The organism is Achromobacter sp. CSND-B12, assembly GCF_052906545.1.
Map to the genome: position 1 here is coordinate 5,727,403 of NZ_JBREGJ010000001.1, position 22,882 is coordinate 5,750,284.

Annotated in this window: 22 protein-coding genes; 10 read left to right on the top strand and 12 right to left on the bottom strand. The window is 70.1% G+C overall.

Going from position 1 to position 22,882, the window contains the following annotated elements:
- Positions 1–29: 29 nt before the first annotated feature.
- Entirely contained in the window at positions 30–2,189 is a 2,160-nt protein-coding gene (locus ACUTAG_RS26965; RefSeq protein ID WP_446650392.1) for a TonB-dependent siderophore receptor, read from the bottom strand.
- A gap of 138 nt (positions 2,190–2,327) precedes the next feature.
- Between ACUTAG_RS26965 and ACUTAG_RS26970 the strand changes: the two genes are divergently transcribed.
- Positions 2,328–3,086, top strand: a complete 759-nt coding sequence (locus tag ACUTAG_RS26970; RefSeq protein ID WP_054472528.1) for an AraC family transcriptional regulator — start codon at positions 2,328–2,330, stop codon at positions 3,084–3,086.
- 16 nt (positions 3,087–3,102) lie between these two features.
- Here the strand turns inward: ACUTAG_RS26970 and ACUTAG_RS26975 are convergent, their stop codons facing one another.
- From ACUTAG_RS26975 to tetR, 3 genes are read right to left on the bottom strand one after another with little or no spacing between them, the layout of a single operon-like run.
- Positions 3,103–3,912 (bottom strand): aminoglycoside phosphotransferase family protein, encoded by an 810-nt coding sequence (locus ACUTAG_RS26975; protein ID WP_020927205.1) that lies wholly within the window; start codon positions 3,910–3,912, stop codon positions 3,103–3,105.
- Between the two features lie 47 nt (positions 3,913–3,959).
- Positions 3,960–4,406 carry an NUDIX hydrolase gene (locus tag ACUTAG_RS26980; RefSeq protein WP_020927206.1) on the bottom strand — a complete coding sequence of 149 codons (447 nt, stop codon included), beginning with the start codon at positions 4,404–4,406 and terminating at the stop codon, positions 3,960–3,962.
- The gene (tetR, locus tag ACUTAG_RS26985) at positions 4,403–5,002 is read right to left on the bottom strand and encodes a tetracycline resistance transcriptional repressor TetR (RefSeq protein ID WP_006387015.1); all 600 of its coding nucleotides are present in this window, start codon (positions 5,000–5,002) and stop codon (positions 4,403–4,405) included. The genes ACUTAG_RS26980 and tetR overlap by 4 nt, the downstream gene beginning before the upstream one ends.
- Before the next feature lie 81 nt (positions 5,003–5,083).
- Between tetR and tet the strand changes: the two genes are divergently transcribed.
- The 5 genes from tet (at position 5,084) to ACUTAG_RS27010 (ending at position 10,226) form a co-directional block, all read left to right on the top strand.
- Positions 5,084–6,280, top strand: a complete 1,197-nt coding sequence (gene tet / locus ACUTAG_RS26990) for a Tet(A)/Tet(B)/Tet(C) family tetracycline efflux MFS transporter (protein ID WP_020927208.1) — start codon at positions 5,084–5,086, stop codon at positions 6,278–6,280.
- Between the two features lie 143 nt (positions 6,281–6,423).
- Complete coding sequence (locus ACUTAG_RS26995; protein ID WP_006387017.1) at positions 6,424–7,299, top strand: LysR family transcriptional regulator; 876 nt, start codon at positions 6,424–6,426, stop codon at positions 7,297–7,299.
- A gap of 162 nt (positions 7,300–7,461) precedes the next feature.
- On the top strand, positions 7,462–8,247 hold the full coding sequence (locus tag ACUTAG_RS27000; RefSeq protein ID WP_020927209.1) for an aldolase: 786 nt from the start codon (positions 7,462–7,464) through the stop codon (positions 8,245–8,247).
- A 43-nt stretch (positions 8,248–8,290) separates the two neighbouring features.
- Positions 8,291–9,619 (top strand): MFS transporter, encoded by a 1,329-nt coding sequence (locus ACUTAG_RS27005; RefSeq protein ID WP_054446867.1) that lies wholly within the window; start codon positions 8,291–8,293, stop codon positions 9,617–9,619.
- 7 nt (positions 9,620–9,626) lie between these two features.
- Positions 9,627–10,226 (top strand): DsbA family protein, encoded by a 600-nt coding sequence (locus ACUTAG_RS27010; RefSeq protein ID WP_446650393.1) that lies wholly within the window; start codon positions 9,627–9,629, stop codon positions 10,224–10,226.
- 130 nt (positions 10,227–10,356) lie between these two features.
- Here the strand turns inward: ACUTAG_RS27010 and ACUTAG_RS27015 are convergent, their stop codons facing one another.
- From ACUTAG_RS27015 to ACUTAG_RS27030, 4 genes are all read right to left on the bottom strand, one after another.
- Entirely contained in the window at positions 10,357–11,574 is a 1,218-nt protein-coding gene (locus ACUTAG_RS27015; RefSeq protein WP_110134847.1) for an ABC transporter substrate-binding protein, read from the bottom strand.
- A gap of 235 nt (positions 11,575–11,809) precedes the next feature.
- Positions 11,810–12,553: a GntR family transcriptional regulator gene (locus tag ACUTAG_RS27020; protein WP_020927213.1), complete on the bottom strand. Its 744-nt coding sequence runs from the start codon at positions 12,551–12,553 to the stop codon at positions 11,810–11,812.
- 11 nt (positions 12,554–12,564) lie between these two features.
- A complete protein-coding gene (locus tag ACUTAG_RS27025) occupies positions 12,565–14,172 on the bottom strand; it encodes an AMP-binding protein (protein WP_070542769.1) in 1,608 nt (535 codons plus the stop codon).
- A gap of 4 nt (positions 14,173–14,176) precedes the next feature.
- Positions 14,177–15,211: a cyclase family protein gene (locus ACUTAG_RS27030; RefSeq protein ID WP_446650394.1), complete on the bottom strand. Its 1,035-nt coding sequence runs from the start codon at positions 15,209–15,211 to the stop codon at positions 14,177–14,179.
- A gap of 158 nt (positions 15,212–15,369) precedes the next feature.
- Between ACUTAG_RS27030 and ACUTAG_RS27035 the strand changes: the two genes are divergently transcribed.
- Complete coding sequence (locus ACUTAG_RS27035; RefSeq protein WP_006387025.1) at positions 15,370–16,374, top strand: Bug family tripartite tricarboxylate transporter substrate binding protein; 1,005 nt, start codon at positions 15,370–15,372, stop codon at positions 16,372–16,374.
- Entirely contained in the window at positions 16,371–17,093 is a 723-nt protein-coding gene (locus ACUTAG_RS27040; protein ID WP_006387026.1) for an SDR family NAD(P)-dependent oxidoreductase, read from the top strand. Before ACUTAG_RS27035 ends, ACUTAG_RS27040 begins: the two co-directional genes overlap by 4 nt.
- 48 nt (positions 17,094–17,141) lie before the next feature.
- Here ACUTAG_RS27040 and ACUTAG_RS27045 read toward each other — a convergent pair whose 3' ends face one another.
- Positions 17,142–17,528, bottom strand: coding sequence for a hypothetical protein (locus ACUTAG_RS27045; protein WP_020927219.1), 387 nt, complete (start codon positions 17,526–17,528; stop codon positions 17,142–17,144).
- 91 nt (positions 17,529–17,619) lie between these two features.
- Complete coding sequence (locus ACUTAG_RS27050) at positions 17,620–18,591, bottom strand: GlxA family transcriptional regulator (protein WP_104414211.1); 972 nt, start codon at positions 18,589–18,591, stop codon at positions 17,620–17,622.
- Here ACUTAG_RS27050 and ACUTAG_RS27055 point away from each other — a divergent pair.
- On the top strand, positions 18,586–19,290 hold the full coding sequence (locus tag ACUTAG_RS27055) for a DJ-1/PfpI family protein (protein WP_006387029.1): 705 nt from the start codon (positions 18,586–18,588) through the stop codon (positions 19,288–19,290). The two genes, ACUTAG_RS27050 and ACUTAG_RS27055, sit on opposite strands and share 6 nt — an antisense overlap.
- On the opposite strand, the gene ACUTAG_RS27060 is transcribed toward ACUTAG_RS27055, so the two are convergent.
- On the bottom strand, positions 19,247–19,729 hold the full coding sequence (locus ACUTAG_RS27060) for an Lrp/AsnC family transcriptional regulator (RefSeq protein ID WP_006394279.1): 483 nt from the start codon (positions 19,727–19,729) through the stop codon (positions 19,247–19,249). The two genes, ACUTAG_RS27055 and ACUTAG_RS27060, sit on opposite strands and share 44 nt — an antisense overlap.
- Positions 19,730–19,861: 132 nt before the next feature.
- Between ACUTAG_RS27060 and ACUTAG_RS27065 the strand changes: the two genes are divergently transcribed.
- Complete coding sequence (locus tag ACUTAG_RS27065; protein WP_054448690.1) at positions 19,862–20,491, top strand: LysE family translocator; 630 nt, start codon at positions 19,862–19,864, stop codon at positions 20,489–20,491.
- A 91-nt stretch (positions 20,492–20,582) separates the two neighbouring features.
- On the opposite strand, the gene ACUTAG_RS27070 is transcribed toward ACUTAG_RS27065, so the two are convergent.
- Positions 20,583–22,487: an ABC transporter ATP-binding protein gene (locus tag ACUTAG_RS27070; RefSeq protein WP_320565353.1), complete on the bottom strand. Its 1,905-nt coding sequence runs from the start codon at positions 22,485–22,487 to the stop codon at positions 20,583–20,585.
- Between the last annotated feature and the right edge of the window lie 395 nt (positions 22,488–22,882).

A 22,882-nucleotide genomic window follows, 5' to 3' on the forward strand; every position in this document is an offset into this window, starting at 1 on the left:
CCGTTGTCGGACCGGACCCCATGCGCGCGTCAGTAAGTGGCGCGCAGCGTCAGCATCACGTTGCGCGGTTCGCCGTAGATGCCGTAGAAGTTGGACGGCACGCGGGCGTAGTAGTGGCAATCGAAGACGTTGTTCAGCGTCAGCGAGGCGTCCAGGTTGCGGTTCACCTTGTAGCCGACCTGCGCGTCGACCACCGCGTAGCCGCCTTGCCACGAAACGTTGTTGCGGCTGGTGCGGCTCTGCGCGCGCACGCCGCCGCCCACGCGCCAGCCCGGCAGCACATCGGGTGTGAAGCGATAGGTAGTCCAGACCTTGAACAGGTGCTTGGGCGTTTCCGGGTTGACGATCTGGCCTTCCTGCGTCGGGTCGGACAGGTAGCGGGTCTGCAGGTAGGTGTAGCCGGCGTACAGGTCCCAGTTGGGCAGCAGGCGGCCGCTGATCTCGGCCTCGACGCCCTGGCTCTGGGCCTCGCCCTGCGCCAGGTAGCGGCCCGGGTTGGCGTCGTCGGCCACCGCGCGGTCCTTGTCGCGGATGCGGAACAGCGCCAGCGAGGCATTGGCCGCGCCGTCCAGGAACTCGCCCTTCAGGCCGATCTCGTACTGCTTGCCGGTGCGCGGCTTGAGCGGCTTGCCGTCGGCCGTCATCTGCCAGGCTTCCGAGAAGGCGTAGATGTCCGAATAGCTGGCGTAGGCCGACAGCCACGAATTCAACTGCGCTACCGCGCCGTAGTAGGGCACGAACTTGCGCACCTCGGGATCGCGCTGGGTGTCGCCCGCCACTGGCAGGATGGCCTGGGTGGCGTTGCGGTACCAGCTCTGGCGTCCGCCCACGATCAGCGTCAGCGGGTCGGCCACGTTCAAGCTCAGCTGGCCGTAGACGCCCATCTGGCTGGACTTGGAGTCGTCGCCCGAGGTGTAGGGCAGGTCCGGATCGGGTACGTCGATGTCGTGGATCGACACGTTGCTGATGTTCATGCCGCCGGAGCGGCTGTCCTGGCGCCGCTCGGCGTAGTTGGCGCCGATCATGGCCTGGTGGGTGCGGCCCAGCAGGCTGAAGGGGCCGGAGGCATGCGTATCGAAGCCGATCCAGCGGATCTGGTCCTTCTGCGTCTGCAGGCGGTAGCCGGCGCGGTCGTTGGCGGGATTGACCGGGCCGTTGACGTAGCCGTAGCGGCTGTCCATGTCGGTCGAGCGGTAGTTCATCGACACCTGGCCGGTCCAGCCATTGGCGAAGCGGTGGCTCAGTTCCGAATAGATTTCCGACAGGGTGGTGTCGCCGCGCGACCAGTCGGTGCCGTAGAAGCCCTTGCGCGGCGAGTCGATGATGTGGCCGTTCGAGTAGATCGACAGGCCGTAGTCGAACGGCGCCTCGCGCTGGCGTTGGTAGGCCGCCGACAGCGTCAGGGTGGTGTTGGCGGTCAGATCGAATTCGAGCGAGCCGTAGGCCAGGCCCTGGCGATTGTGGGCCTTGTCGAAGAAGAAGTCGCGGTCCTGCGCGGCCAGGCCGGCGCGGGCGCGCACCCGGCCGTCGGCCGTGATCGGGCCGGTCGCGTCCAGTTCGGTACGGTAGTTGTTCCACGAGCCGGCCATCACCGCGCCGGTCAGGCTGAAGGCGTCTTGCGGCCGCTTGCGCACCAGGTTGACGGTGCCGGCGGGGCTGCCGAAGCCCTGCAGCAGGCCGGCCGGGCCGCGCAGCACCTCGACGCGGTCGTACAGCGCCAGGTCGAACTGGGGCAGGTACTGCAGCGCGCCGTTGGCAGGCACGCCGTCGAACTGCACGTCGGTCTCGTAGCCGCGCGCGGTGAAGTAGGCGGTGCCGTCGCCGTAGGTCATGGCGCTGACGCCGGTGGTCTGGCGCAGCGCGTCCTCCACCGTGACCATGTTCTGGTCGTCCATGCGCTGGCGCGTCACCACCGACACGGAGTTGGGGATGTCGCGCACGTTGGCGCCGGTCTTGCCGATGGTGACGGTATTGGCGGTGTAGGACTGCGAACCCTCGGTCTGGCCGGGGTCCGACAGCTTTTCGGCGGCACCGGTGACTCGCACGGGACTCAGTTGCGGCACCTCGTCGGCGGCGCGGGCCAGGACGGGCAGGCCGGCCTGGGCCAGCAGGGCGGCGGCGAGGGTCAGGCGGAAGGCGGGGAGGCGGCGTGGGACAAATGCGACAGGGGGAAGTGCGACGGGCGTCATTTTCTTTTGAAAACAATGGGAATCATTTGCATTAATGATAAAAAGCAAGTTCCCTGTTTGCTGGACAGAAAATGTCGAAAAACGGACATAACTGGCTGGATTGCGGGCCGATCAACCCTTGCTATCGAAATCCCGCCAATGCGTGAGTTTCCCGTCGATGCGCCGCCCGTGGTGGCGCGCTCGTTCCACTACGAAGATGGCCAGCGGCAAGAGCCGCATTCGCACGAGCGCATCCAGCTGATGTATTCGCCCACCGGCATCATGCGCGTCATGACCGAGGACGGCGCCTGGCTGCTGGCGCCGATGCGCGCGCTGTGGATTCCGCCCGGCGTGGCGCACGAGGTGCGCATGGTCGGCCAGGTCACGATGCGCTCGGCCTTCATCGCGCCGGACGCCGCGCCCTGGCTGTGGAAAGATACCTGCGCGCTGGACGTGGCGCCGCTGATGCGCGAACTGATCCTGGCGCTGAACCAGCCGGCGGCGCGCCACGGGCCCGTGCAGCGCCTGAGCGCCGAGCTGTTGCTGAACCTGCTGGCCGGCACCGAGCGGCAGCATCGCCAGTTGCCGCTGCCGTTCGACCGGCGCCTGCGCAAGGTCTGCGCCGCCGTGCTGCAATCGCCCGGCAACGACGACACGCTGGAGCAGTGGGGCGAACGGATGGGCGCCAGCGCGCGCACGCTGGCGCGGCGCATGAAGGACGAGACCGGCATGAGCTTTCACAACTGGCGGCTGCAGGTACGCATCGACGAGGGGATCTGCCGGTTGTTGCAGGGGCAGTCGGTGGTGAACGTGGCGCGGACGCTGGGGTATGCCAGCGCGAGCGCCTTCGTCTATATGTTCCGCAATGTGATGGGGGTGTCGCCGACGCGGTATCTGGAGCAGATCGCCGGCGGTTGAGGCGGGGACGCCGGTTCTAGCGGTCCAGTAACGCCAGCGCCTGCCTGGCGATCTCCAGGTCGATCGCCGCATCGTCTCCATCGCCCATGAACCAGGCCGCCGACAGCCCGCACCAGGCCACCACCCATTGCAGCAGCCGGCGGCGCTCCAGTCCGGATTCCTCCAGCACGATGCCGAGGCGGCGCTCGAAGCGGCCCGGCGCGATGGCCACCGGGGGCTCCGGATCGGACAGGTCGGGGTTGCAGAAGATATTGGCGTAATCGAAGGCCCGTTCACCGTACAGGCGCTTGGGGTCGATCACCAGCCAGCCGCGTTCGCCGAAGTCCAGGACATTGTCGTGGTGCGCGTCGCCGTGCAGCACCACCTGGTCGCGCGGGTCGTCCAGCAGCGCGCGGGCGAAGCGGGCGCTGTGCGCCAGGATGCCGCCGCGCGCCCGCGCCATCGGCCACAGCTCGACGAACCATTCTTCCAGCGACCGCAGCGGCGGCAGCGGCCTGGCGCGCGGCGCGTGCAGCTCGCGCAGCACGCCGCACAGGATGCGGGTGGCTTCGTCGTCGCGGCCGTTGCGGGCATAGCCGGCCAGCGAGCGCGTGCCGGTGGCGCGTTCGAGCAGGATGGCGTCGCCGTCGTGCGCCAGGACCCGCGCGGCGCCGTGGCCGTCCCACCAGGTCATCAGCACGCCGCCTTGCCGTTCGTCTTCCTCGACCGCGACCTTCAGCATCGCCGGCACGCCGGCCTGGCGCACCGGCAGCAGGCGCGCGGCATGGGTCGTGATGGGGGCGCCATCGGGCACGAGGTTCCAGCGGGACAGGTAGGTGTCGAACATGGGCGGGCGGGTAGGGCGCCGGGTCGGCGGCGGGCAGGGCTACGGTATCAGAGAATGCCGGCCGCCGCCGCCAGGGCCGCCGCCTTGCGCGCGATGGCCGCCACCCCGAAGCTGGTGGCCAGCGCCTGGCCGTCCAGTTCGGCCAGGGACACCCAGCGGGCGTCCAGCGCATCGTCGCCGGCCACCGGTTCGCCCGACTGCCAGCGGCACAGTACCGCGACCAGGATGTAATGGCGGCGCAGCGCGCCGCTGTCGTCGTGGTCGAACACGTCGACGGCGTCGAACACCTGCAGCGCCTGCGCGCGCACGCCGCATTCTTCGAACAGCTCGCGCGCGGTCGCGTCTTCGAGGCGCTCGCCGGCCTCGATCTTGCCGCCGGGAAAGGCCCAGCGGCCCTGGTCCGGCGGGTTGGCGCGGCGCACCAGCAGCACGTGGCCGTCGCGCAGCACGGCGGCGATGGTGGCGGGGATGGGGCGGGAAGGCTGGGCGGTCATGGCAGGTCGGGCGAGAGGCCGTCGAGCATCATCGCCAATCCATATTCGAAGGTCGCGTCCGGTCCCTGCCGGTCCAGCGCCTTCATGGTGCGTGCCAGGGCGGGCGGGGGCGCGGGCGGCGCGACGCGCTCGGGCGCGGCGGCCTCGCCGGCCTGCTGTTCCATCACCGAGCCGACCACGTAGTGGCTGATGGCCACCAGCGCATTGGCGGCCCGCAGCGGCGTGAAGCCGGCGTCGCACAGCAGCTTGATCTGCGCCTGGACGCGATCGTATTGCGGTTCGGCGGGGCGGGTGCCGGCGTGGATGCGGGCGCCGTCGCGATAGGCCAGCAGCGCGCGGCGGAAGCTGCGCGCGTTGGCGTACAGGAATTCCTTCCAGGGGCCGCCCGGAGACGGCAGGGTATGCATGTGCCCGCGCATCATGGCGTCCGACAGCGCGTCCAGCAGCGCCTGCTTGCTCTTGAAATGCCAGTACAGCGCCGGTTGCTGCACGCCCAGGCGTTCGGCCAGCTTGCGCGTGGTCAGGCCGTCCACGCCCACCTCGTTCAGCAAGTCCAGCGCGGCGGCGATGACGGCGTCGCGTTGCAGTTTGGCCATAGGGACTCCTTGTTGGGCTTGATAATTTATCACTGATCAATTTATGATGCACGAACTTATCACCGATAAATTATTGCCTCGATGCCGGACCGCGCCATTGCCTTGCTGTTGTTCATCGTCACCCTGGATGCCGCGGGCGCCGGGTTGATCATGCCGGTGCTGCCGGGCCTGCTCGACCAGCTTGGCGATGCCGCGGCCACGCCGGCCCATTACGGGGTGCTGCTGTCCCTGTATGCGCTGGCGCAGTGCCTGGCCGCGCCCGTGCTGGGCGCGCTGTCGGATCGCTACGGAAGGCGGCCGGTGCTGCTGGTGTCGCTGGCGGGCGCCGCCGTCGACTATCTGGTGATGGCGGCCGCGCCGGCATTGTGGGTGCTGTACGCGGGACGCATCCTGGCGGGCATTACGGGCGCCACCGGCGCGGTGGCCGGCGCCTGCATCGCCGACGCCGGCGATCCGTCGCGGCGCGCGCGGCGCTTCGGCCAGTTGTCGGCCTGTTTCGGGCTGGGCATGATCCTCGGGCCGGCGCTGGGCGGCCTGGCGGGGCTGGCCGGCGCCCGTATGCCGTTCGTGGCGGCCGCGGCGGCCAATGGCGTGGCCTTCCTGACGGCCCTGGCGTGGCTGCCGGAATCGCGCCGGGGCGCTCGCGCGCCGTGGTCGTGGCGCGCGCTGGATCCGATTGGCGGCCTGCGCCAGGCACTGGGCGGCAAGAACCTGGCCGGCCTGCTGTGGGTGTTCCTGGTGATGCAGATGGCGGGGCAGGTGCCGGGATCCCTATGGGTGCTGTACGGACAGGACCGCTTTCAGTGGGACGCGGCGGCGGTGGGCCTGTCGCTGGCCGGGTTCGGCGCCTTGCACGCCGTGGCGCAGGCGACGCTGCCGGGCCCGTTGAGCGCGCGCTTGGGTGAGCGCGGTGCGCTGGTGGTGGGCATGGCGGCGGACGCGGCAGGTTATGTCCTGCTGGCGTGCGCCACGCAGGGCTGGATGGCGGCGCCGCTGATGCTGCTGCTGGCCGCCGGCGGCGTGGGCGCGCCGGCGTTGCAGGCGCTGCTGTCGGCGCGGGCGGGCGCGGGCAGCCAGGGGCAGTTGCAGGGCGCCATGAACAGCCTGGCCAGTGCCGCCGCGATCGCCGGCCCGCTGGCCTTCACCACGTTGTACGCGGCCAGCGTCGGCGGCTGGACCGGCTGGCCCTGGGTGGCGGGCGCGGCGCTCTACCTGCTGTGCGCGCCGACGCTGGCGCGGCTGGGCGCGCCTGGCGACGCGGCGCCGCGGGCCCGCTAGCAGATCGCCCGTCCGGGCCGCGGCGGCCTAGCGCAAATCCCGGTAGTGGCGGCCCGCCCCTTGGTGCACACTGTCAGGCGCGCCGCCATGAGCGCGTTGGATAACGACAGGGCCTGCGCTCGGGCTCGCGGGGGGGAAGCAGCATGGACACGCCGGACCGGCAATTGCGCTATTTCGTGCGGATCGCGGAATTGAAATCGCTGTCGCGGGCCGCCGAGGACCTGGACCAGACCCAGTCCGGCCTGAGCCGCCAGCTGGCGGCGCTGGAAGCCCACGTGGGCAAGCCGCTGTTCGTGCGCACCGGCCGCGGCGTCGAACTGACCGAGGCGGGCGCGCGGCTGCTCGATGGCATCCTGCCGGCCTATCGCAGCATTGACCAGACGCTGGAGGCGGTGCGCCAGCGCGAAGGCGTGACGCAGGGCTCGGTGCGGTTGGCTACGGTGCATACGCTCAGCTACTACTTCATGGCCGAGGTGGTGGCGCAATTCGTCAGCAGCCGCGAGCACGTCAATCTGTCGGTCATGGGCCGCAGTTCGCCGGAGGTGGTGGCGCTGGTGGAAAGCGGCAAGGCCGACATCGGCTTCGTCTATGACGCCGCGGTGGCCTCTGACGCGCTGGCCTCGACGCCGCTGTTCGACGACGACATGTGCCTGATCGTGCGGCATGGGGTCGCGGTCGAGGATGGCGCCGACCTGGCCGCCATGACGCTGCGGCTGGTGGGTTTTCCGCCGCATTACGCGTTGCGCAAGATGATCCACAGCGCCGGCCTGCAGCCCGAGTTCGTGGCCGAGGCCGAAACCATCGACGCCATGCTCAAGCTGGTTTCCTCGGGGGTGGGCGCCTGTATCCTGCCCTCGCGCATCCCCGACAAGCTGCTGGCCGACTACGGCCTGCGCAAGGTCGTCATCCGCCAGCCGGTGCTGCGCCGGCGGGTGGTGGCCATCACGCTGGCGCAGCGGCCGCCGCTGCCGCTGGTGCGCGAGCTGCTGGACTGCGCCCGCCGCATCGCGCGGGATTGAGTCGGCGTTTACCCGTACCGCTCCGCCGGCGCCCCTGGGGAGCGCCGCGCCGAATAGCTGCTATGAGCGCCGCTGCATGGCTCGCCGGCGGGGCGCTTTCCATACTGTCCGCCAAGGCGCGCCCTCCGTGCGCGCCACCCGACCGCATCAGGAGGCGGCAGCATGGACAACACCCTGCGCGAAAAAGCGTACTTCGACACCCGCGCCACCCAGGAAATGGCGCAGCACCTGCGCGCCGTGCCGCGCACCATCCAGGAGACCATGGCCTATGCCTGCCGCATCCTGGCAATGACCGAGCAGGAAGCCGGCCTGGCCGGCCAGATCAGTGTGCGTTCAGAGCGCCCCGGCGCCTACTGGACGCTGCGCTTCGGCCTGGGTTTCGACGAAGCCACGCCGGCCGACTTCATCGAGGTCGACCGTGACCTGCACACGCTCACGGGCGAGGGCATGGCCAATCCGGCGACGCGTTTCCACCTGTGGGTCTACGAGGCGCGGCCCGACGTGCAATCCATCATCCACACCCATTCGCCCTGGGCCTCGGCGCTGGCGGCGGCGCGCCAGCCGCTGGTGATCGCGCAGATGGACATGACGCCGCTGCACGACGACTGCGCCTTCCTGGGCGAATGGCCCGGGGTGCCGATCGCCGACCAGGAGGGCGTCATCATCTCGGGCGCGCTGGGCGCCAAGCGCGCCATCATCCTGGCGCACCATGGCTACCTGACGGCTGGCGCTTCCTGTGAGGAGGCGACCTACCTGTCGGTCTACCTGGAACGCGCGGCGCGCATGCAGATCCGCGCGCAGGCCTTCGGGCCGCTGACGCCGGTGGACGACGCGCTGGCGCGCGAGGCCCACGACTACCTGCTCAAGCCGTCGATCGTGCGCGCCACCTTCGACTACTGGTGCCGCCAGACGCACGGCGTCGCGCCGCTGCCGCGGCCCGCCCGCTGATTCGACGCCGCTCACATACCTATATCTCCAAGGGGAAGTCACGATGATGACGACCAAGACAGCGCCCGCGCGTTCGCGCCGGGACTACGTAACGGCCGGCCTGGCCAGCATGATGGGCACCACCATCGAGTGGTACGACTTTTTCCTGTACGGCACGGCCGCCGCGCTGATCTTCAACAAGATCTTCTTTCCGTCGTTCGATCCGCTGACCGGCACGCTGGCGGCGTTCGCTACCTATTCGGTGGGCTTTTTCGCGCGGCCGCTGGGCGGCGTGATCTTCGGTCACTACGGCGACAGGATCGGCCGCAAGTCCATGCTGCTGATCACCTTGCTGCTGATGGGGGTGCCCACCATCCTGATCGGCCTGATCCCCGCGTATGAGCAGATCGGCTACTGGGCCGCGGTGCTGCTGGTGCTGATGCGTTTTCTGCAGGGCATCGCGGTGGGCGGCGAGTGGGGCGGGGCCGTGCTGATGGCGGTCGAGCATGCGCCCGAGGGCAAGAAGGGCTTTTTCGGCAGCCTGCCGCAGGCCGGGGTGGCGCCGGGCCTGATCCTGTCGTCGCTGGCGATGGGCGCGGTGGCCGGGCTGCCGGAGCAGGACATGCTGTCGTGGGGCTGGCGCCTGCCGTTCCTGGCCAGCGTGGTGCTGCTGGCGGTGGGCTGGTTCATCCGCGTCAAGGTGGCCGAGTCGCCCGACTTCGAGCAGATGCGCGACAAGGGTGCCAAGGTCGAGGTGCCGGTGGCGGCCGTGCTGCGCCATCACCGGCGCGCGCTGTGGACGGTGGTGGGCGCGCGGCTGGCCGAGGTCACCTGGTTCTACACGGTGGTCACGTTTTCGCTGGCCTACGCCACCGGCACGCTGGGCATTCCCCGTGCGGTGATGCTGGACGCCACCATCTGGGGCGCGGCATTGGCGTTGTTCACCATGCCGCTGTTCGGCATGCTGGGCGACCGCATTGGCCACAAGTGGGTGTTCATGGCCGGCGCGGTCGGTATCCTGGCGTGCGCGCCGCTGTTCTTCCAGTTGCTGGCCACCGGACAGACCGGCTGGATCATCGTCGCGGTATGCCTGGCGGTGGGATTGGTCTACGCTTGCCTGTACGGTCCCGAGGGGACGCTGTTCTCGAGCCAGTTCCCGGCCGAGGTGCGCTACACCGGCATCTCGCTGGCGGTGCAGGTATCCGGCGCGATCGGCGGCGGCCTGGCGCCGATCGTCGCGACCTGGCTGCTGGCGCGCGCCGGCGGCGATCCGAAGTACGTGGTGTGGTACCTGAGCGCGCTGGGCGTGGTGGCGGTGTTCAGCGCCTGGCGCATGCGCGGCGATGCGCCGGCGCGGGAAGCGGTGGGCGTGCCGGCCGGCGCCCGGACCTGAGGACGACATGAAGACCATCGACTATTACTTCTGGCTGAACTCCGACTGGGCCTACCTGGGGGCCGACCGGCTGGAGGCGCTGGCGGCGCGCCAGCAGGCGCGCATCCGCTACCTGCCGGTGGACCTGCCCGAGGTCTATGCGCGCACCGGCGGCGTGCTGCTGGGCCAGCGCGCGCCTGAACGCCGGGCCTACCGGGTGATAGAGCTGGCGCGCTGGTGCCGCAAGCTGGGCATCCACGTCAATCCGACGCCGGCCTACATGTGCCCGGACGCGGGGTTGGCCTCGCGCATCGTGATCGCGGCCGATGCCGCCGGCCTGCCGGTGGCGGCCCTGTACAAGGCCATCCTGGCCGCCGAGTGGTGCGAGGAGCGGGACATCTCGTCGCCGGACACGCTGCGCGCCATCCTGCGGGAACAAGGGTTGGATGCCGGCGCGCTGATGGCCGCCGCCGAACAGCCGGCGGCGCGGCGGGCCTACCGCGACAACACCGACGCGGCGGTGGCGGCCGGGGTGTTCGGCTCGCCGTCGTACGTGTATCGCGGCGAGCTGTTCTGGGGCCAGGACCGGCTGGAGATGCTGGAAGAGGCGGTCGCCGCCTCGCGCTGAACGCAGGCGGGCGCCGCGAGCCCGGGGCGCTTTCGTGGCTCGTGGCGCCATTGTCGTTCGGCCCTGGGCGATGAGGCCGTGGCGGCGCCGTCGCCAGGGCCAGCCAGCGCCGGCGGACCGGCCCGCCGGTCTACTTCGCCGCCGCCTTCACCAGCGGGCAGGTCGACTTGGACAGCGGCATGAAGGCCTCGTCGCCCGGCAGCGTCGCCACCAGCTTGTAGTAGTCCCAGGGCCGCTTGGATTCGGCTGGCGTCTTCACCTCGAACAGGTACATGTCGTGGACCATGCGGCCGTCCTCGCGGATGCGGCCGTTGGTGGCGAAGAAGTCATTGATCGGCATGGCCTTCATCTGCTTCATCACCGCGTCGGGCGCATCGGTGCCTGCGGCCTGCACCGCCTTCAGGTAGTGCATCACCGAGGAATAGGTGCCGGCCTGGCTCATGTTGGGCATTTTCTTGAGCTTGTCGTAGTAGCGCTGCGACCAGGCGCGGGTCTGGTCATTCATGTCCCAGTAGAAGGCCTCGGTCAGCATCAGGCCGGCCGCCGCATCCAGGCCGATGGCGTGGATGTCGTTGATGTACAGCAGCAGGCCGGCCATCTTCTGGCCGCTTTGCGTCAGGCCGAATTCGCGCGCCGCCTTGATGGCGTTGACCGTGTCGCCGCCGGCGTTGGCCAGGCCGACGATCTGGGCGCGGCTGGCCTGCGCCTGCAGCAGGTACGAGGCGAAATCGCTGGTGCCGATGGGATGGCGCGCGGCGCCCAGCACGGTGCCGCCGCGGGCTTTCACCACCTCGGTGGCCGAGGCCTGCAGGGTGTGGCCGAAGGCGTAGTCGGCGGTCAGGAAGTACCAGCTCTTGCCGCCGCGGTCGACGGTGGCGCGGGCGGTGGTGTTGGCCAGCGACCAGGTGTCGTAGGTGTAGTGCACCGAATACGGCGAGCACAGGTCGTTGGTGATGCGCTCGGTGCCCGGGCCGCTGAACACCACGATCTTCTTTTTCTCGCGCGCCACCTCCAGCACCGCCAGGGCGGGCGCCGAGCCGGCCACGTCCAGGATGGCGTCGACCTTCTGCGTGTCGTACCACTCGCGGGCGCGGGCGGCGGCGATGTCGGCCTTGTTCTGGTGGTCGACCACCAGCAGGTCGATTTTCCTGCCCAGCACCTTGCCGCCGAAGTCGTCGATGGCCATCTGGGCGGCCGTGGCGCTGCCCTTGCCGGTCACGTCGGCATAGATGCCGCTCATGTCCAGGATCAGGCCGAGGCGGACGATATCGTCGGAAATGGCGGCGGGGGTGGTCTGCGCCATGCTGGCGGCGCCGACGAACAGGCTGGCGCCGCAGGCCGCGGCCATGGCTGCGGCGCGCGGGAAGCGGCGGGGAGGGGGGCTGCGATGCTGCGAAATCCGGGGCATGGGGGTCATGGTTGTCTCCATTTATGGTTATGCCGGATGCTTGCGGGCACTGCGGGCGCTTTGGCCGGATGGCCGCGCTTTTGTGATGGGTCGGGAACAGCGGGCGAACGCGGGTTGGCGCGTGCGCCGCCGGCCGCGCGTCGGCCGGCGAAGTCTCCTGGGAAGGTCGGTGGCGCTAGCGCTGGCTCAACAGGTCGAACTCCATGCGCACCTTGCGGAACGGAAATTCCAGCCGCGCGAAATACACCACGCGGCCGTCGATGCAGGCGTAGCGGCGCAGTTCGGCCACTGGCGAGGACACCGGGATGCGCAGCGATTCGGCCGACTCCTGGCCGGCCTCGATCACATTGAGCACCTGGCGCGCCTCGCTGATGCGGGCGCCGTAGAACTGGTCCAGCACCGGCGCCACCGTGCTTTTCTGGATGCGGGCGCGATGCTTGCGGAACAGGCTGCTTTCCAGAAATACCTCGCTATAGCAGAACGGCCCGGCCTCGGTGGTGTGCACCCGCCGCAGGTACTGGAAACTGCCGCCGCGCTGCGCCGCGCACGGCATGCCCAGCGTGTCGGGCAGCGGCGAATCGGCGCTCGACTCCACCAGCGACACCGTGCCCAGCTGGTTGCTCAGTTCGACCGTCTCGGCCCAGGTCTTGGGAATCAGCAGCGTCGGCGTCTCCGGCAGGTCGGCGTTGACGAAGGTACCGGACCCGCGCGAACGCCGGATCAGGCCGTCCTGTTCCAGCTGGCCGAGGGCCTGGCGGATGGTGGCGCGCGAGATGCCATAGGTTTCCATCAGCGCTTCCAGCGGCGGGATCTGCTGGCCCGGCCGCCAGGTGCGGTTCTGGATATGGCTGCGAAACAGCGCCGCCGCCTGCAGGTAGAGCGGTTGAGGGCTGTGCGAGAAAAGCGGGCGCGCGGGCATGGTCGGATCGGTCAGGAGGTGGCGGGGGCGGCGAGCAGGGCGTCGGCCATCTCGCGCAGCCGGTGTTTCTGGATTTTGACCGAATTGGCGCTTTCCACGGACGGAAACGCATCCAGCACCGTGAAGCCGGCGGGAACCTTGAAGCCGGCCATGGCCTGCTTGCAGGCCGCCGTCCAGCCGGTCGCGTCGGCGCTGGCGCCTTCCCGCAGCAGCACGAAGGCGTAGGGCACGGTCTTGCCGTCGCGGGTGGCGCCGACCACCTGGCAGGCGCGCACGCCGGGCAGCGTTTCCACCATCTGTTCGATCTCGACCGGATTCACCAGGAAGCCGGACAGGCGCAACGAGTCGCCCATGCGGGTCTGGAACACGAACTGGCGCGGGTTCAGGGTGTAGCCCAGGTCGCCGGTCCGGAAGTAGCCGTCGTCGGTGCAGGCGCGGGCGGTGGCCTCGGGGTTGTCGAGGTAGCCGCGCATGAGGCTGGGCGACAGGATTTCCAGCTCGCCCGATTCGCCGTGCGGCAGGATTGCGCCGCTGGCCGGATCGCGCGCCCGCACCCGCGCCTCGGGATAGATCAGCGTGCCGCCTGGCTGGTGGCGTGCGGCCACGTCGCCCTCGGCGGGGTCGCGCGGCTGGCCGGCCACCAGCGCGATCAGTTCGCTGGACCCATACAGCCCCGTCAGCGGCACGCCGGCCGCGCGCGCCAGGTCCAGCATGTGGTCGAGCGCCGGCGTGAAGCTGGCGAAGCCGAACAGGCGCGCCGAGGCGAATGCGCCGGGCGCGGCCGCGCGCATCATGGCGACCAGCGCCTCGTTGTTGGCGTAGGTGTGGCTGACCCGGTGGCGCTGGATCGCGGCGGCCGATTCGGCCGCGTCGAACACCGGCGCGCACACCACCGGCACGCCCCGCGCCAGCCCGCCCGCCAGCGTGGCGAAGCCGAACGCGCCGCAGAACGGCGCGCTGGCCAGCACGCGGCTGTCGTCGCCGTAGCCGAACGCTTGCGCCACCGCGGCGCCGTGGCGCAGCAGGGTGCCCTGGTCATGCAGCACGAACTTCGGCTGTGAGGTGGTGCCGGACGTGGTGAAGCACAGCACGCCGGCGTCGGGCTGGGGCGGCGGGGGCGTGTCGGCGCAGGCGCGCAGGTCGGCGTAGCGGTGCACCGGCTTGCCGCGCAGCGACGCGGCGGCGGGTTCGTCCGTTTCGGACACGGCGACGATGCCTTGCAGCCGCGCCAGGTGTTCGGGCGCGACGCCGTCCAGGATGCCCTGGAAGTCGATACCCTTGAAGCCGGGCCAGAACACCAGCCAGTCGGCGCCGCCACGGCCGAGGATGTCGGCCAGTTCGAGGGCGCGAAAGCGCGTGTTGACGGCCAGCGCCAGCGCGCCCAGGTGGGCGCAGGCCAGGAAGGTCTCGACCCAGGCGGCGCAATTGGGCAGCCATACGGCCACGCGCTGGCCGGGCCGCACGCCGATGCGCGCCAGGCCGGCGGCCAGGGCGCGGCTGCGCGCGCGCAGTTCGGCGTGGCTGATGGCCCGGTCGCGGTCGATCAGGGCGGGGCGCCCGGGGTGGCGCGCCGCCAGGGCGTCGAGGTGTTGCGAAAAGAGGAGGGAGGATTGCGTCATGGCGTCACACCGTGGCGATCGGCGTCACGGGCGACCCCACCGCGCCCGGCAGGCGCAGCGGCGGCGCGGTCAACAGGAAGCGGTTGCGGCCCTGTGCGTGCAGCCAGTCGGCCAGCGCCTTCAGGTACCACAGCTCGGCCAGCGGCACGCCCAGCTTGAACAGGCAGTGATGATGCAGCGGCAGGATCGAATGGCCGGGGCCGGTGGTGCGCGCCGGATAGGCCTCGACCGCGTAGTTGTCGGCGCAGATCGCCGCGATGCCGCTGCCGGTGATCCAGTCCAGCAGCGCCGGGTCGGCGCCGTCCAGCACCGCGCCGGTCTGCTCCAGCTGGTGCGGATCGGGCTGGCCGGCCATTTCCACCAGCGTTTCGGCGAAACCGGTGCGCAGCACCAGCATGTCGCCCGGCTCGACCACCACGCGCTGCTCGCGCAGCGCCGCCTGCAGCTGGGTATGGCCCACCAGCGTGCGGCCGGGGCCGAAGGCGCGCGCCAGGTCCACCAGCACGCCGCGGCCCTGCATGCCTTTTTCGGCATAGCGGTCGATGCCCAGCCTGCGCGCATACGAGCCGCCCGGCGGGCAGCAGGCGTCGGGGCCGGCGTCCTCGCCGCCGAACACGTCGACGCCGGCGGCATAGCCGTTGTAGTAGACGCGGCGGGCCTGGCCGTCGCCCTGGATGTCGAACTGGGCGCCCACGTGGCACAGGCCGTCCCATTGGGTCGAGTACTGCAGGCTGAGCGTGACCTGGTCGTCCGACAGCACGTCGACGGCGTCGGGCTGCAGGCGCGCCATGGCGAAGTTCAGGTAGGGCGTGCCGTCGCGGAAGGTGGGCTTGAGTTGCGGCGGGTGGCGGCGCGGGTTGAGCACGTTGCCGCCGGGCAGGTCCAGCGGCAGCGACAGGCAGAAGACCTTGCCGGTCCGCACCTCGCGCACCGCCTGCAGCACTTTTTCCTCGGTCAGCAGGTTCAGGCGGCCGATCTCGTCGTCAGCCCCGAAATCGCCCCAGGTCGATCCCTCGGGACGGCGCGTCCAGCGTTTCATGGTTTGTCTCCGGTATGTTTTTCGCGTTCTTGTGAATATAGTACGTATTTACGTACTATAGGAAGTGTCCGCATTCCGCGGGCGCCCATCGACAGCATCCGCCCCGAGGCGGAGCCAGAAGAAATCCGCGCCAAGCGGATTCGCGAGGAGACAGATCCATGACGCATTCCCTGCACAGGCGCGCCGGGCGGCGCGCGCTGGCCACGGCGGCGCTGGCCGTGCTGGCCGCGGCCCCGATCCATGCGGTCCAGGCGGCCGGCTATCCGGAGCATCCCGTCACCGTGGTCGTGCCGTATCCGCCGGGTGGCGGCGCCGACATCTTCGGCCGCGCCATCGCCAACGCGCTGCAGCCGGGCCTGAAGCAGACCGTGCTGGTCGAGAACAAGCCGGGCGCGGGCGGCAACATCGGCATGGCCTACGTGGCGCGCGCCAAGGCCGACGGCTACACGCTGGGCCTGGGCACCATCGGCACGCAGACCATCAACCAGTTCCTGTACAACAACATGGCGTTCGACCCCGAGCGCGACCTGGTGCCGATCGCGCTGGTGTCGACCACGCCCAACGTCATCGCCGTCAGCGCCAAGTCGCCCTACAGGACGGTGGCCGACGTGATCCAGGCGGCGCGCCAGAACAAAGAAAAGAAACTGACCTATGCGTCGCCCGGCATCGGTTCGTCGGTGCACCTGACCGGGGCCTACTTCGAGGCCATGGCCGGCGTGACCATGCTGCACGTGCCGTTCAAGGGCACCTCGGCGTCGCTGCCGGCGGTGGCGGGCGGCCAGGTCGACCTGCTGTTCGACAACCTGCCCGGCGCGCTGGCGCAGATCAAGGACGGCAACCTGGTGCGGGGCGTGGCGGTGACGTCGGCGGCGCGCGATGCCTCGCTGCCCGACCTGCCTACCGTGGCCGAGTCCGGCCTGCCGGGCTTTGACGTGACGGCCTGGTTCGCCCTGTACGCGCCGCGCGGCACGCCGGAGCCGGTGGTGCGCCAACTGATCGAGGCTGCGCGCAGCGGCCTGGGCTCGCAGGCCATTGCCACCAATTTCGCCACCATGGGCGCGCGGCCCGGCACGCTGTTCGGCGCCGACCTGGCCGCGTTCGAAAGGCAGGAACGCGCCAAATGGGGCGGCCTCATCAAGGACAAGGGAATCACGGCGCAATGACAACCCCCATCGCATTGGTCACCGGCGGCAGCCGGGGCATCGGCCGCGCCATCGTCGCGCGCCTGTTGCAGGACGGCTTCGAGGTCGTCAACTTCAGCCGTCGGCCGCCGGACGCGGCGCTGCCGGGCGAAACCTTCCAGTCCGTGGACCTGGGCGATGCCGCCGCCACGGCCGCGGCCGCCGCCGCGCTGGCGGCGGCGCGGCCGGTGCTGCACCTGGTCAACAACGCCGGCGTGATCCAGGTCGCCGACATCGAGGCGGTGACACAGGATGAACTGGCGCGCATGGTGGCGGTGAACCTGACCGCGCCGTTGCTGTTGATGCAGGCGCTGCTGCCCGGCATGCGCCGGGCCGGCTACGGCCGGGTCGTCAACATCGGCAGCCGCGCCGGCCTGGGCAAGCCGGGCCGCACGGTCTACGGCGCCACCAAGTCCGGCCTGGTGGGCATGACGCGCACCTGGGCGCTGGAACTGGGCAAGGCCGGCATCACGGTCAACACCGTGGCGCCCGGGCCGATCGCCACCGAGTTGTTCGACCAGTCCAACCCGCCGGGAGACCCCAGGACGGTGGCGCTGGAGGCCGCCATCCCGGTGGGGCGCATCGGCCGGCCCGAGGACGTGGCGCATGCGGTGTCGTCGTTCCTGGACCGGCGCGCCGGCTTCATGACCGGGCAGGTGCTGTACGTCTGCGGCGGCATGTCGGTCGGTCTGGCCGGGTAGGCGTTCACACGGCGAGGCGCCGCGTGCCGGACCCGGGGCGCCGCCGCGTCAGTCGCGGCGCTCCAGCGGCCAGCGAAGTGGCGGCGTGATCCCCACCTGCAACCCGGCGCCGGCCAGCACGCCGTGCAGCCGGATGGCCTCGAGCGCCAGGACGTTCTCGGCCACCGGCAGGTCCTGCGCGATGAGGTCGCGCGCCCGCTTGACGCCGATGCCCAGCGCCACCGCCAGGCGGGCGACGGCGCTGGCCGTGGGCAGGTCGCCGGCCCGCACCCGCAGCGTGTAGGGCGTGCGGTCCATGATCGGGTGGTTCGGATTGGTGGTCGCCACCATCCAGCCACAGCCGCCGCAGCGCGCGATCAGGCTCAGCCCCTGTTCGGTGACGGTCTGGGGCTGGCCGCATTCGGGGCAGGGGGAGGACGGGGCGGATTCGCTCATGGCGTATGGGAAACGGGCCTGGACGGGATGATAGGGGCAGTCCGCGCGCCGCGGCAACGCCGGCGCAAGGTTTGTCTTGGCGCGACAGGCCCTACGGCCGGCCCGCTGCCCCGAGAGCATGGCGCACGGCCTTGTCCGAGGCCCTGCCGGCCGCGCGCAGGGCGCCTTCGCGCTCGCGCCGCAACTGGCGCAGGACCTCGGCCGGCGTCACGCCGAAATGCGCCGCGAACTTGCGCTGGAAGGTGCGGCGCGACATATGGCAGGCGTCGGCCATGTCGTCCACCGACCAGCGCGCCGACAGGCTGGCCTCGATCTTCTCCACCAGGTCGCGGAACGGCGCCGCCAGGCGGTCCTGCAGGCGCAACGACTGGCTGTACTGGCGCTGGTCGCCGTCGCGCCGCATGAAGACCACCAGGCGGCGCGCCACGTCCTGCGACACCCGCGCGCCCACGTCGCGCTCGATCAGCGCCAGCGCCAGGTCGATGCCGGCGGTCACGCCCGCCGAGGTCCAGACGGCGCCGCTTTCGATGTAGATGCGGTCGTCTTCCACCTTCAGGCCGGGATGCAGCTGGCGCAGGCGGTCGGCCGAGCGCCAGTGGGTGGTGACGCGGCGGCCATCGAGCAGGCCGGCAGCGGCCAGCAGGAAGGCGCCGGTGCACACGCTGCAGGTGCGGCGCGCCTGCGGGCTGCGGCGGCGCAGCCAGGCCAGGGTTTCGCCATGGGCGGCGGCTTGGTCGATGCCGGGGCCGCCCGGCACGAACAGCATGTCGATCGGCGCGTCGTCGTCGGTGGCGAAGGTGGCGTTGACCTGCATGCGCAGGCCCTGGTCCCAGGTGCCGACCACCGGCGTGGCCGCCACGGTGCTCAACTGGTAGCCGGCGCCGCCTTCGTCGTTGGCGCCGCTGAATGCCTGCCAGGGCCCGGCCAGGTCGAGCGGCTGGAAGCCGTCGTACAGCAGGAAGACAATGCGTTTTGGCGCGATCGTGCCGCCATTTGGCGCACGCGCGTCGGCCTGTCGGTCTACGCTGGCGGTTCCATTCTGCGAAGGAGCATCGTCGTGCATGTCAATATTCTCTTGTTCGAAGGGCTGACCCAGCTCGATATGACCGGGCCTTACGAGGTGCTCGCCGCCGCGCCCGGGTTCAGCGTCGATTTTGTCGCAAAATCGCCCGATCCGGTACGCAGCGATCGCGGCCTGTGTTTCGTGCCGACCCAGACGCTGGCGTCGGCGCCGCCCTGCGATCTGCTGGTGGTGCCCGGCGGGCCGGGCACGGATGATGCCATTCTCGACCCGGACTGGGTAGCCTTCACGCGCAGGCAGGCGTTGGGCGCGCGCTACGTCTTCGGCATCTGCACCGGTTCGCTGCTGCTGGGCGCGGCCGGCCTGCTGCGCGGCAAGCGCGCCTCCAGCCATTGGCGCGCGCGCGAACTGCTGGCGCATTTCGGCGCCGTGCCGACCGACGCGCGGCTGTGCGTGGACGGCAACGTCTTCACCGCGGGCGGCGTCACGTCGGGCATCGACATGGCCCTGAAGGTGGTGGCCACGCTGTGCGGCGACGAGGTCGCCAAGCTGATCCAGTTGCAGATCGAATACGACCCCGAGCCGCCGTTTCCCGGCGGCACGCCCAGGACCTCGGAACCGGACATCGTGCGGCAGTACCTGGCGCAGTCGCAGGCGCGCTTCGAGCAGCGCAGCGCCAAGGTGCGCCAGGCCGCGCTCAATGTCCCAGGTGGTCCAGCGGCAGCGGACTCTGCGGCTTGACGGTCTGGATGGCGAAGTTGCTGCGGATGTCCTTCACCCCTGGCAGCTTGAGCAGCGTGGTCAGCAGGAAGCGTTCGTAGGCGCGCAGGTCGGGCAGCACCACCTGCAGCAGGAAGTCCGATTCGCCCGACACCAGGTGCGCCGCCACCACTTCCGGCAGGGCGCAGACTTCCTTGCGGAACTGGTCGGCGTCGCGTTCGTGGTGGCGCTCGACCTTGACGCCGACGAAGACGGTCAGGCCCAGCCCGACTTCGTCCGGCGCCAGCCGGGCTTCGTAGCCCTGGATCACGCCGGCTTCTTCCATCAGCCGCACCCGCCGCAGGCAGGGCGAGGGCGACAGGCCGATCTGCTCGGCCAGCTCGACGTTGGTCAGGCGGCCGTTTTGCTGCAGGGCCTCGAGAATGCGCCGGTCATAGGCGTCCAATTGGCGTTTTGGCATGGAATGAAATTTTGGAGGGATTGATTGGTTCAAGATGCCAATCATGTTATTCCTTTTGGCAGGAATAGCAAGCACATGCCGATGCCTTTTCCCTAGAATGATCGCCATTTCCTGCTGCACGGAGCGTGGCTCATGGCCGATATGGCGTTGTTTCTCGGGGCATTGTTGATTGTCTATGTGGTGCCGGGGCCGGACATGATCCTGCTGCTTGAAACCGGGGCGCTGCGCGGGCGCGGCCAGGCGCTGGCGGTGGCCGTGGGCCTGGCCTTGGCGCGCGCCGCCCACGTGACGCTGGCGGCGCTGGGGCTGGCGGCGCTGTTCAAGACGCATCCGTGGGCCTTCGACGCGGCGCGCGCCGTGGGCGGCGGCTACCTGATCTGGCTGGGCTTGCGGTTGCTGCGCGCCGGGCCCATGTCGTACGGCGTGGCGCACGAGGCGCAGGCGGCCGCGCGCGGCAAAGGGCTTGGCGCGGCGTTGCTCAGCGGGGTGCTGACCAACGTGCTCAACCCCAAGGCGTTGTTGTTCTGCTCGGTGCTGCTGCCGCAGTTCGTGTCGCCCGCGCAGGGGCCGATCGGCCGGCAGTTCGCGTTGCTGGGCGTGATCCTGGTCAGCCTGGGGCTGACCTTCGACGTGCTGTGCGCCCTGGCCGGCGGCGCGCTGGGGCGCTGGATGGCGGCGCATCCGCGGGTGCAGAAATGGCAGGGCGCGGTGTTCGGCGGCGCGCTGATCGCCTTCGGCCTGCGGCTGACGCTGAATCGTTGAGGCGGCCCAGGACGGGAGCCGCGCGGGCGGCGCATGCGGGACGCGCCGGCGGCAAAGAAAAAAAAGGCCTGACTTGCGTCAGGCCTTTTGCCTACTTGCCGAAGGCGAAGGACGCTTCGTCCTGGTCTTGGCCTTGGTCTTCGCCATCGGCGCGCGCCGGCACGGGGCGGGCGCCGTCGGCCAGCATCTCCGCCTGCGTCAGGCCCTTGGTCAGCTCCAGGGCCTGGCGCTCGAACAGGCGCCGGTACAGGCCGCCTTTCAAGCGGATCAACTGGTCGTGGCTGCCTTCCTCGATGATGCGGCCGCGGTCCATCACCAGCAGGCGGTCCAGCGCGCGCACCGTCGACAGGCGGTGCGCCACCACCAGCGTGCTGCGGCCGACCATCAGGCGTTCCATGGCCTGCTGGATCAGCACCTCGCTTTCGCTGTCCAGGCTCGACGTGGCTTCGTCCAGGATCAGGATCGGCGCGTCCGCCAGGAAGGCCCGGGCGATCGCCACCCGCTGGCGTTCGCCGCCCGACAGCTTGACGCCGCGCTCGCCCACCAGCGTCTCGTAGCCCTTGGGCAGGGCCATGATGAAGTCATGCGCGCTGGCCAGCCGCGCCGCCTGCTCGATCTCGGCCTGCGTCGCGCCAGGGCGGGCGTAGGCGATGTTCTCGGCCAGCGTGCGGTGAAACAGCACCGGCTCCTGCTGCACGATGGCGATCTGGCTGCGCAGCGACGCCTGCTTGACCTGGGCGATGTCCTGCCCGTCGATGGTGATGCGGCCGCCGTTGACGTCATACAGGCGCTGGATCAGCTTGATGAACGTGGTCTTGCCCGAACCCGAATGCCCGACCAGGCCGACCCGCTCGCCCGGCGCGATGCGCGCCGAGAAGCGGTCGTACAGCGCCACGTCGTGCCGGCCATAGCGGAAGGTCACGTCCTCGAAGCGGATCTCGCCGGCCGTGACGCGGATCTCGCCCGCGCCGGGACGGTCGTCCACGCCCAGCGGCTGCTTCTCCAGCGCCACCAGTTCCTCCATGTCGTTGACCGAGCGCTGCAGGTTGCGGATGTGCATGCCCACGTCGCGCAGGTGGCCCTGCAGCATGAAGAACATCGTCAGCGCGAAGGTGATGTCGCCGACGCTGGCCTGGTTGCGCGACCACAGCAGCAGCGACGCGCCCAGGATGCCGGCCTGCATCGCCACCAGCATCGCGCCCTGGATGCCGCCGTTGATCGTGGCGCGGATCCAGGTGCGGCGCGTGCGGCGGCGCCACTTGTCGACCACGCGTCCCAGGCGTCCTTCTTCGCGCGTTTCCGCGCCGAAGGCCTTGACCACGGGGTTACAGCTGATGGCGTCAGCCAGCGCGCCGCCCATGCGGGTGTCCCAGGCATTGCCCAGCCGCGCCGCCGGCGCCACATAGCCCAGCGACAGCACCGCCGTCACCGCGATGTACAGCACCGAGCCCAGGCCCACCACCAGGCCCATCACCGGCCAGTGCACGCCCAGCAGCACGGTGGCGCCGACCAGCATCACCACCGACGGCAGCAGCGCCACCAGCAGCGTGTCGTTCAGCACGTCCACCGCCCACATGCCGCGCGTGATCTTGCGCACGGTCGAGCCGGCGAAGCTGTTGGCATGCCAGTCGGTGGAAAAGCGCTGCACGCGGTAGAAGGCGTTGGACACCATGCCGTTCATCATCTTCAGGGTGAAGACGATGATGTTCTGGAACACGCCCTGGCGCAGCAGCGTGCCGCCGATGCCCAGCGCGATCAGCAGCCAGAACGCGGTGACGGCCGCGCCCCAGACCTGCGCGTCGGACGAGGCGCCGGAGGCCACGGCGTCGACCAGCCGGCCCGCGTACAGCGGGGTCAGCACATCGGCCACGGCCGACAACAGGGCCAGCGCGACGATGAGGGTGGTGCGCCAGGGCTGGGCGCGCCAATAGCGGAAGGTAAAGCCGAGGACGTCCTTGAAGGCTTGTCCTCGCAGATCGATTTTTGTTCGATTCATTGCGATCGCCCGGCAACGCGAAGGCGCCGGTTTCCTTTTGGGAAGAAGGTGATACGACCTGCGCCTCATGGCGCGGGCATTGCGTTCAGGGGTTTGGGGCGGGCACGGCGGACCAGTCGCCAGGTAGTCTGGCGATGGGGCCGCGCGGGCGACGACTTAATGGCGTCGCGGAGATACGCGCGGGATGGCGGTATGCGGATTCATCATCTTGCGCCTCCCAGGTGTAGGTGAAGGGAAAAAAGAATGGGCACAGGCCCGAATTGAAGATTCTATAGAAGTGGTGTAGGCGGATCAACCGCGCGAGCGGTGGGGGAATGCTCGCGTGTGGGTTTTTCCCCACGGCGGTAGGTGCGCCGGCGCGCCGCGCCACGTGGGCGCGGCGGCCGGCCAGGCGC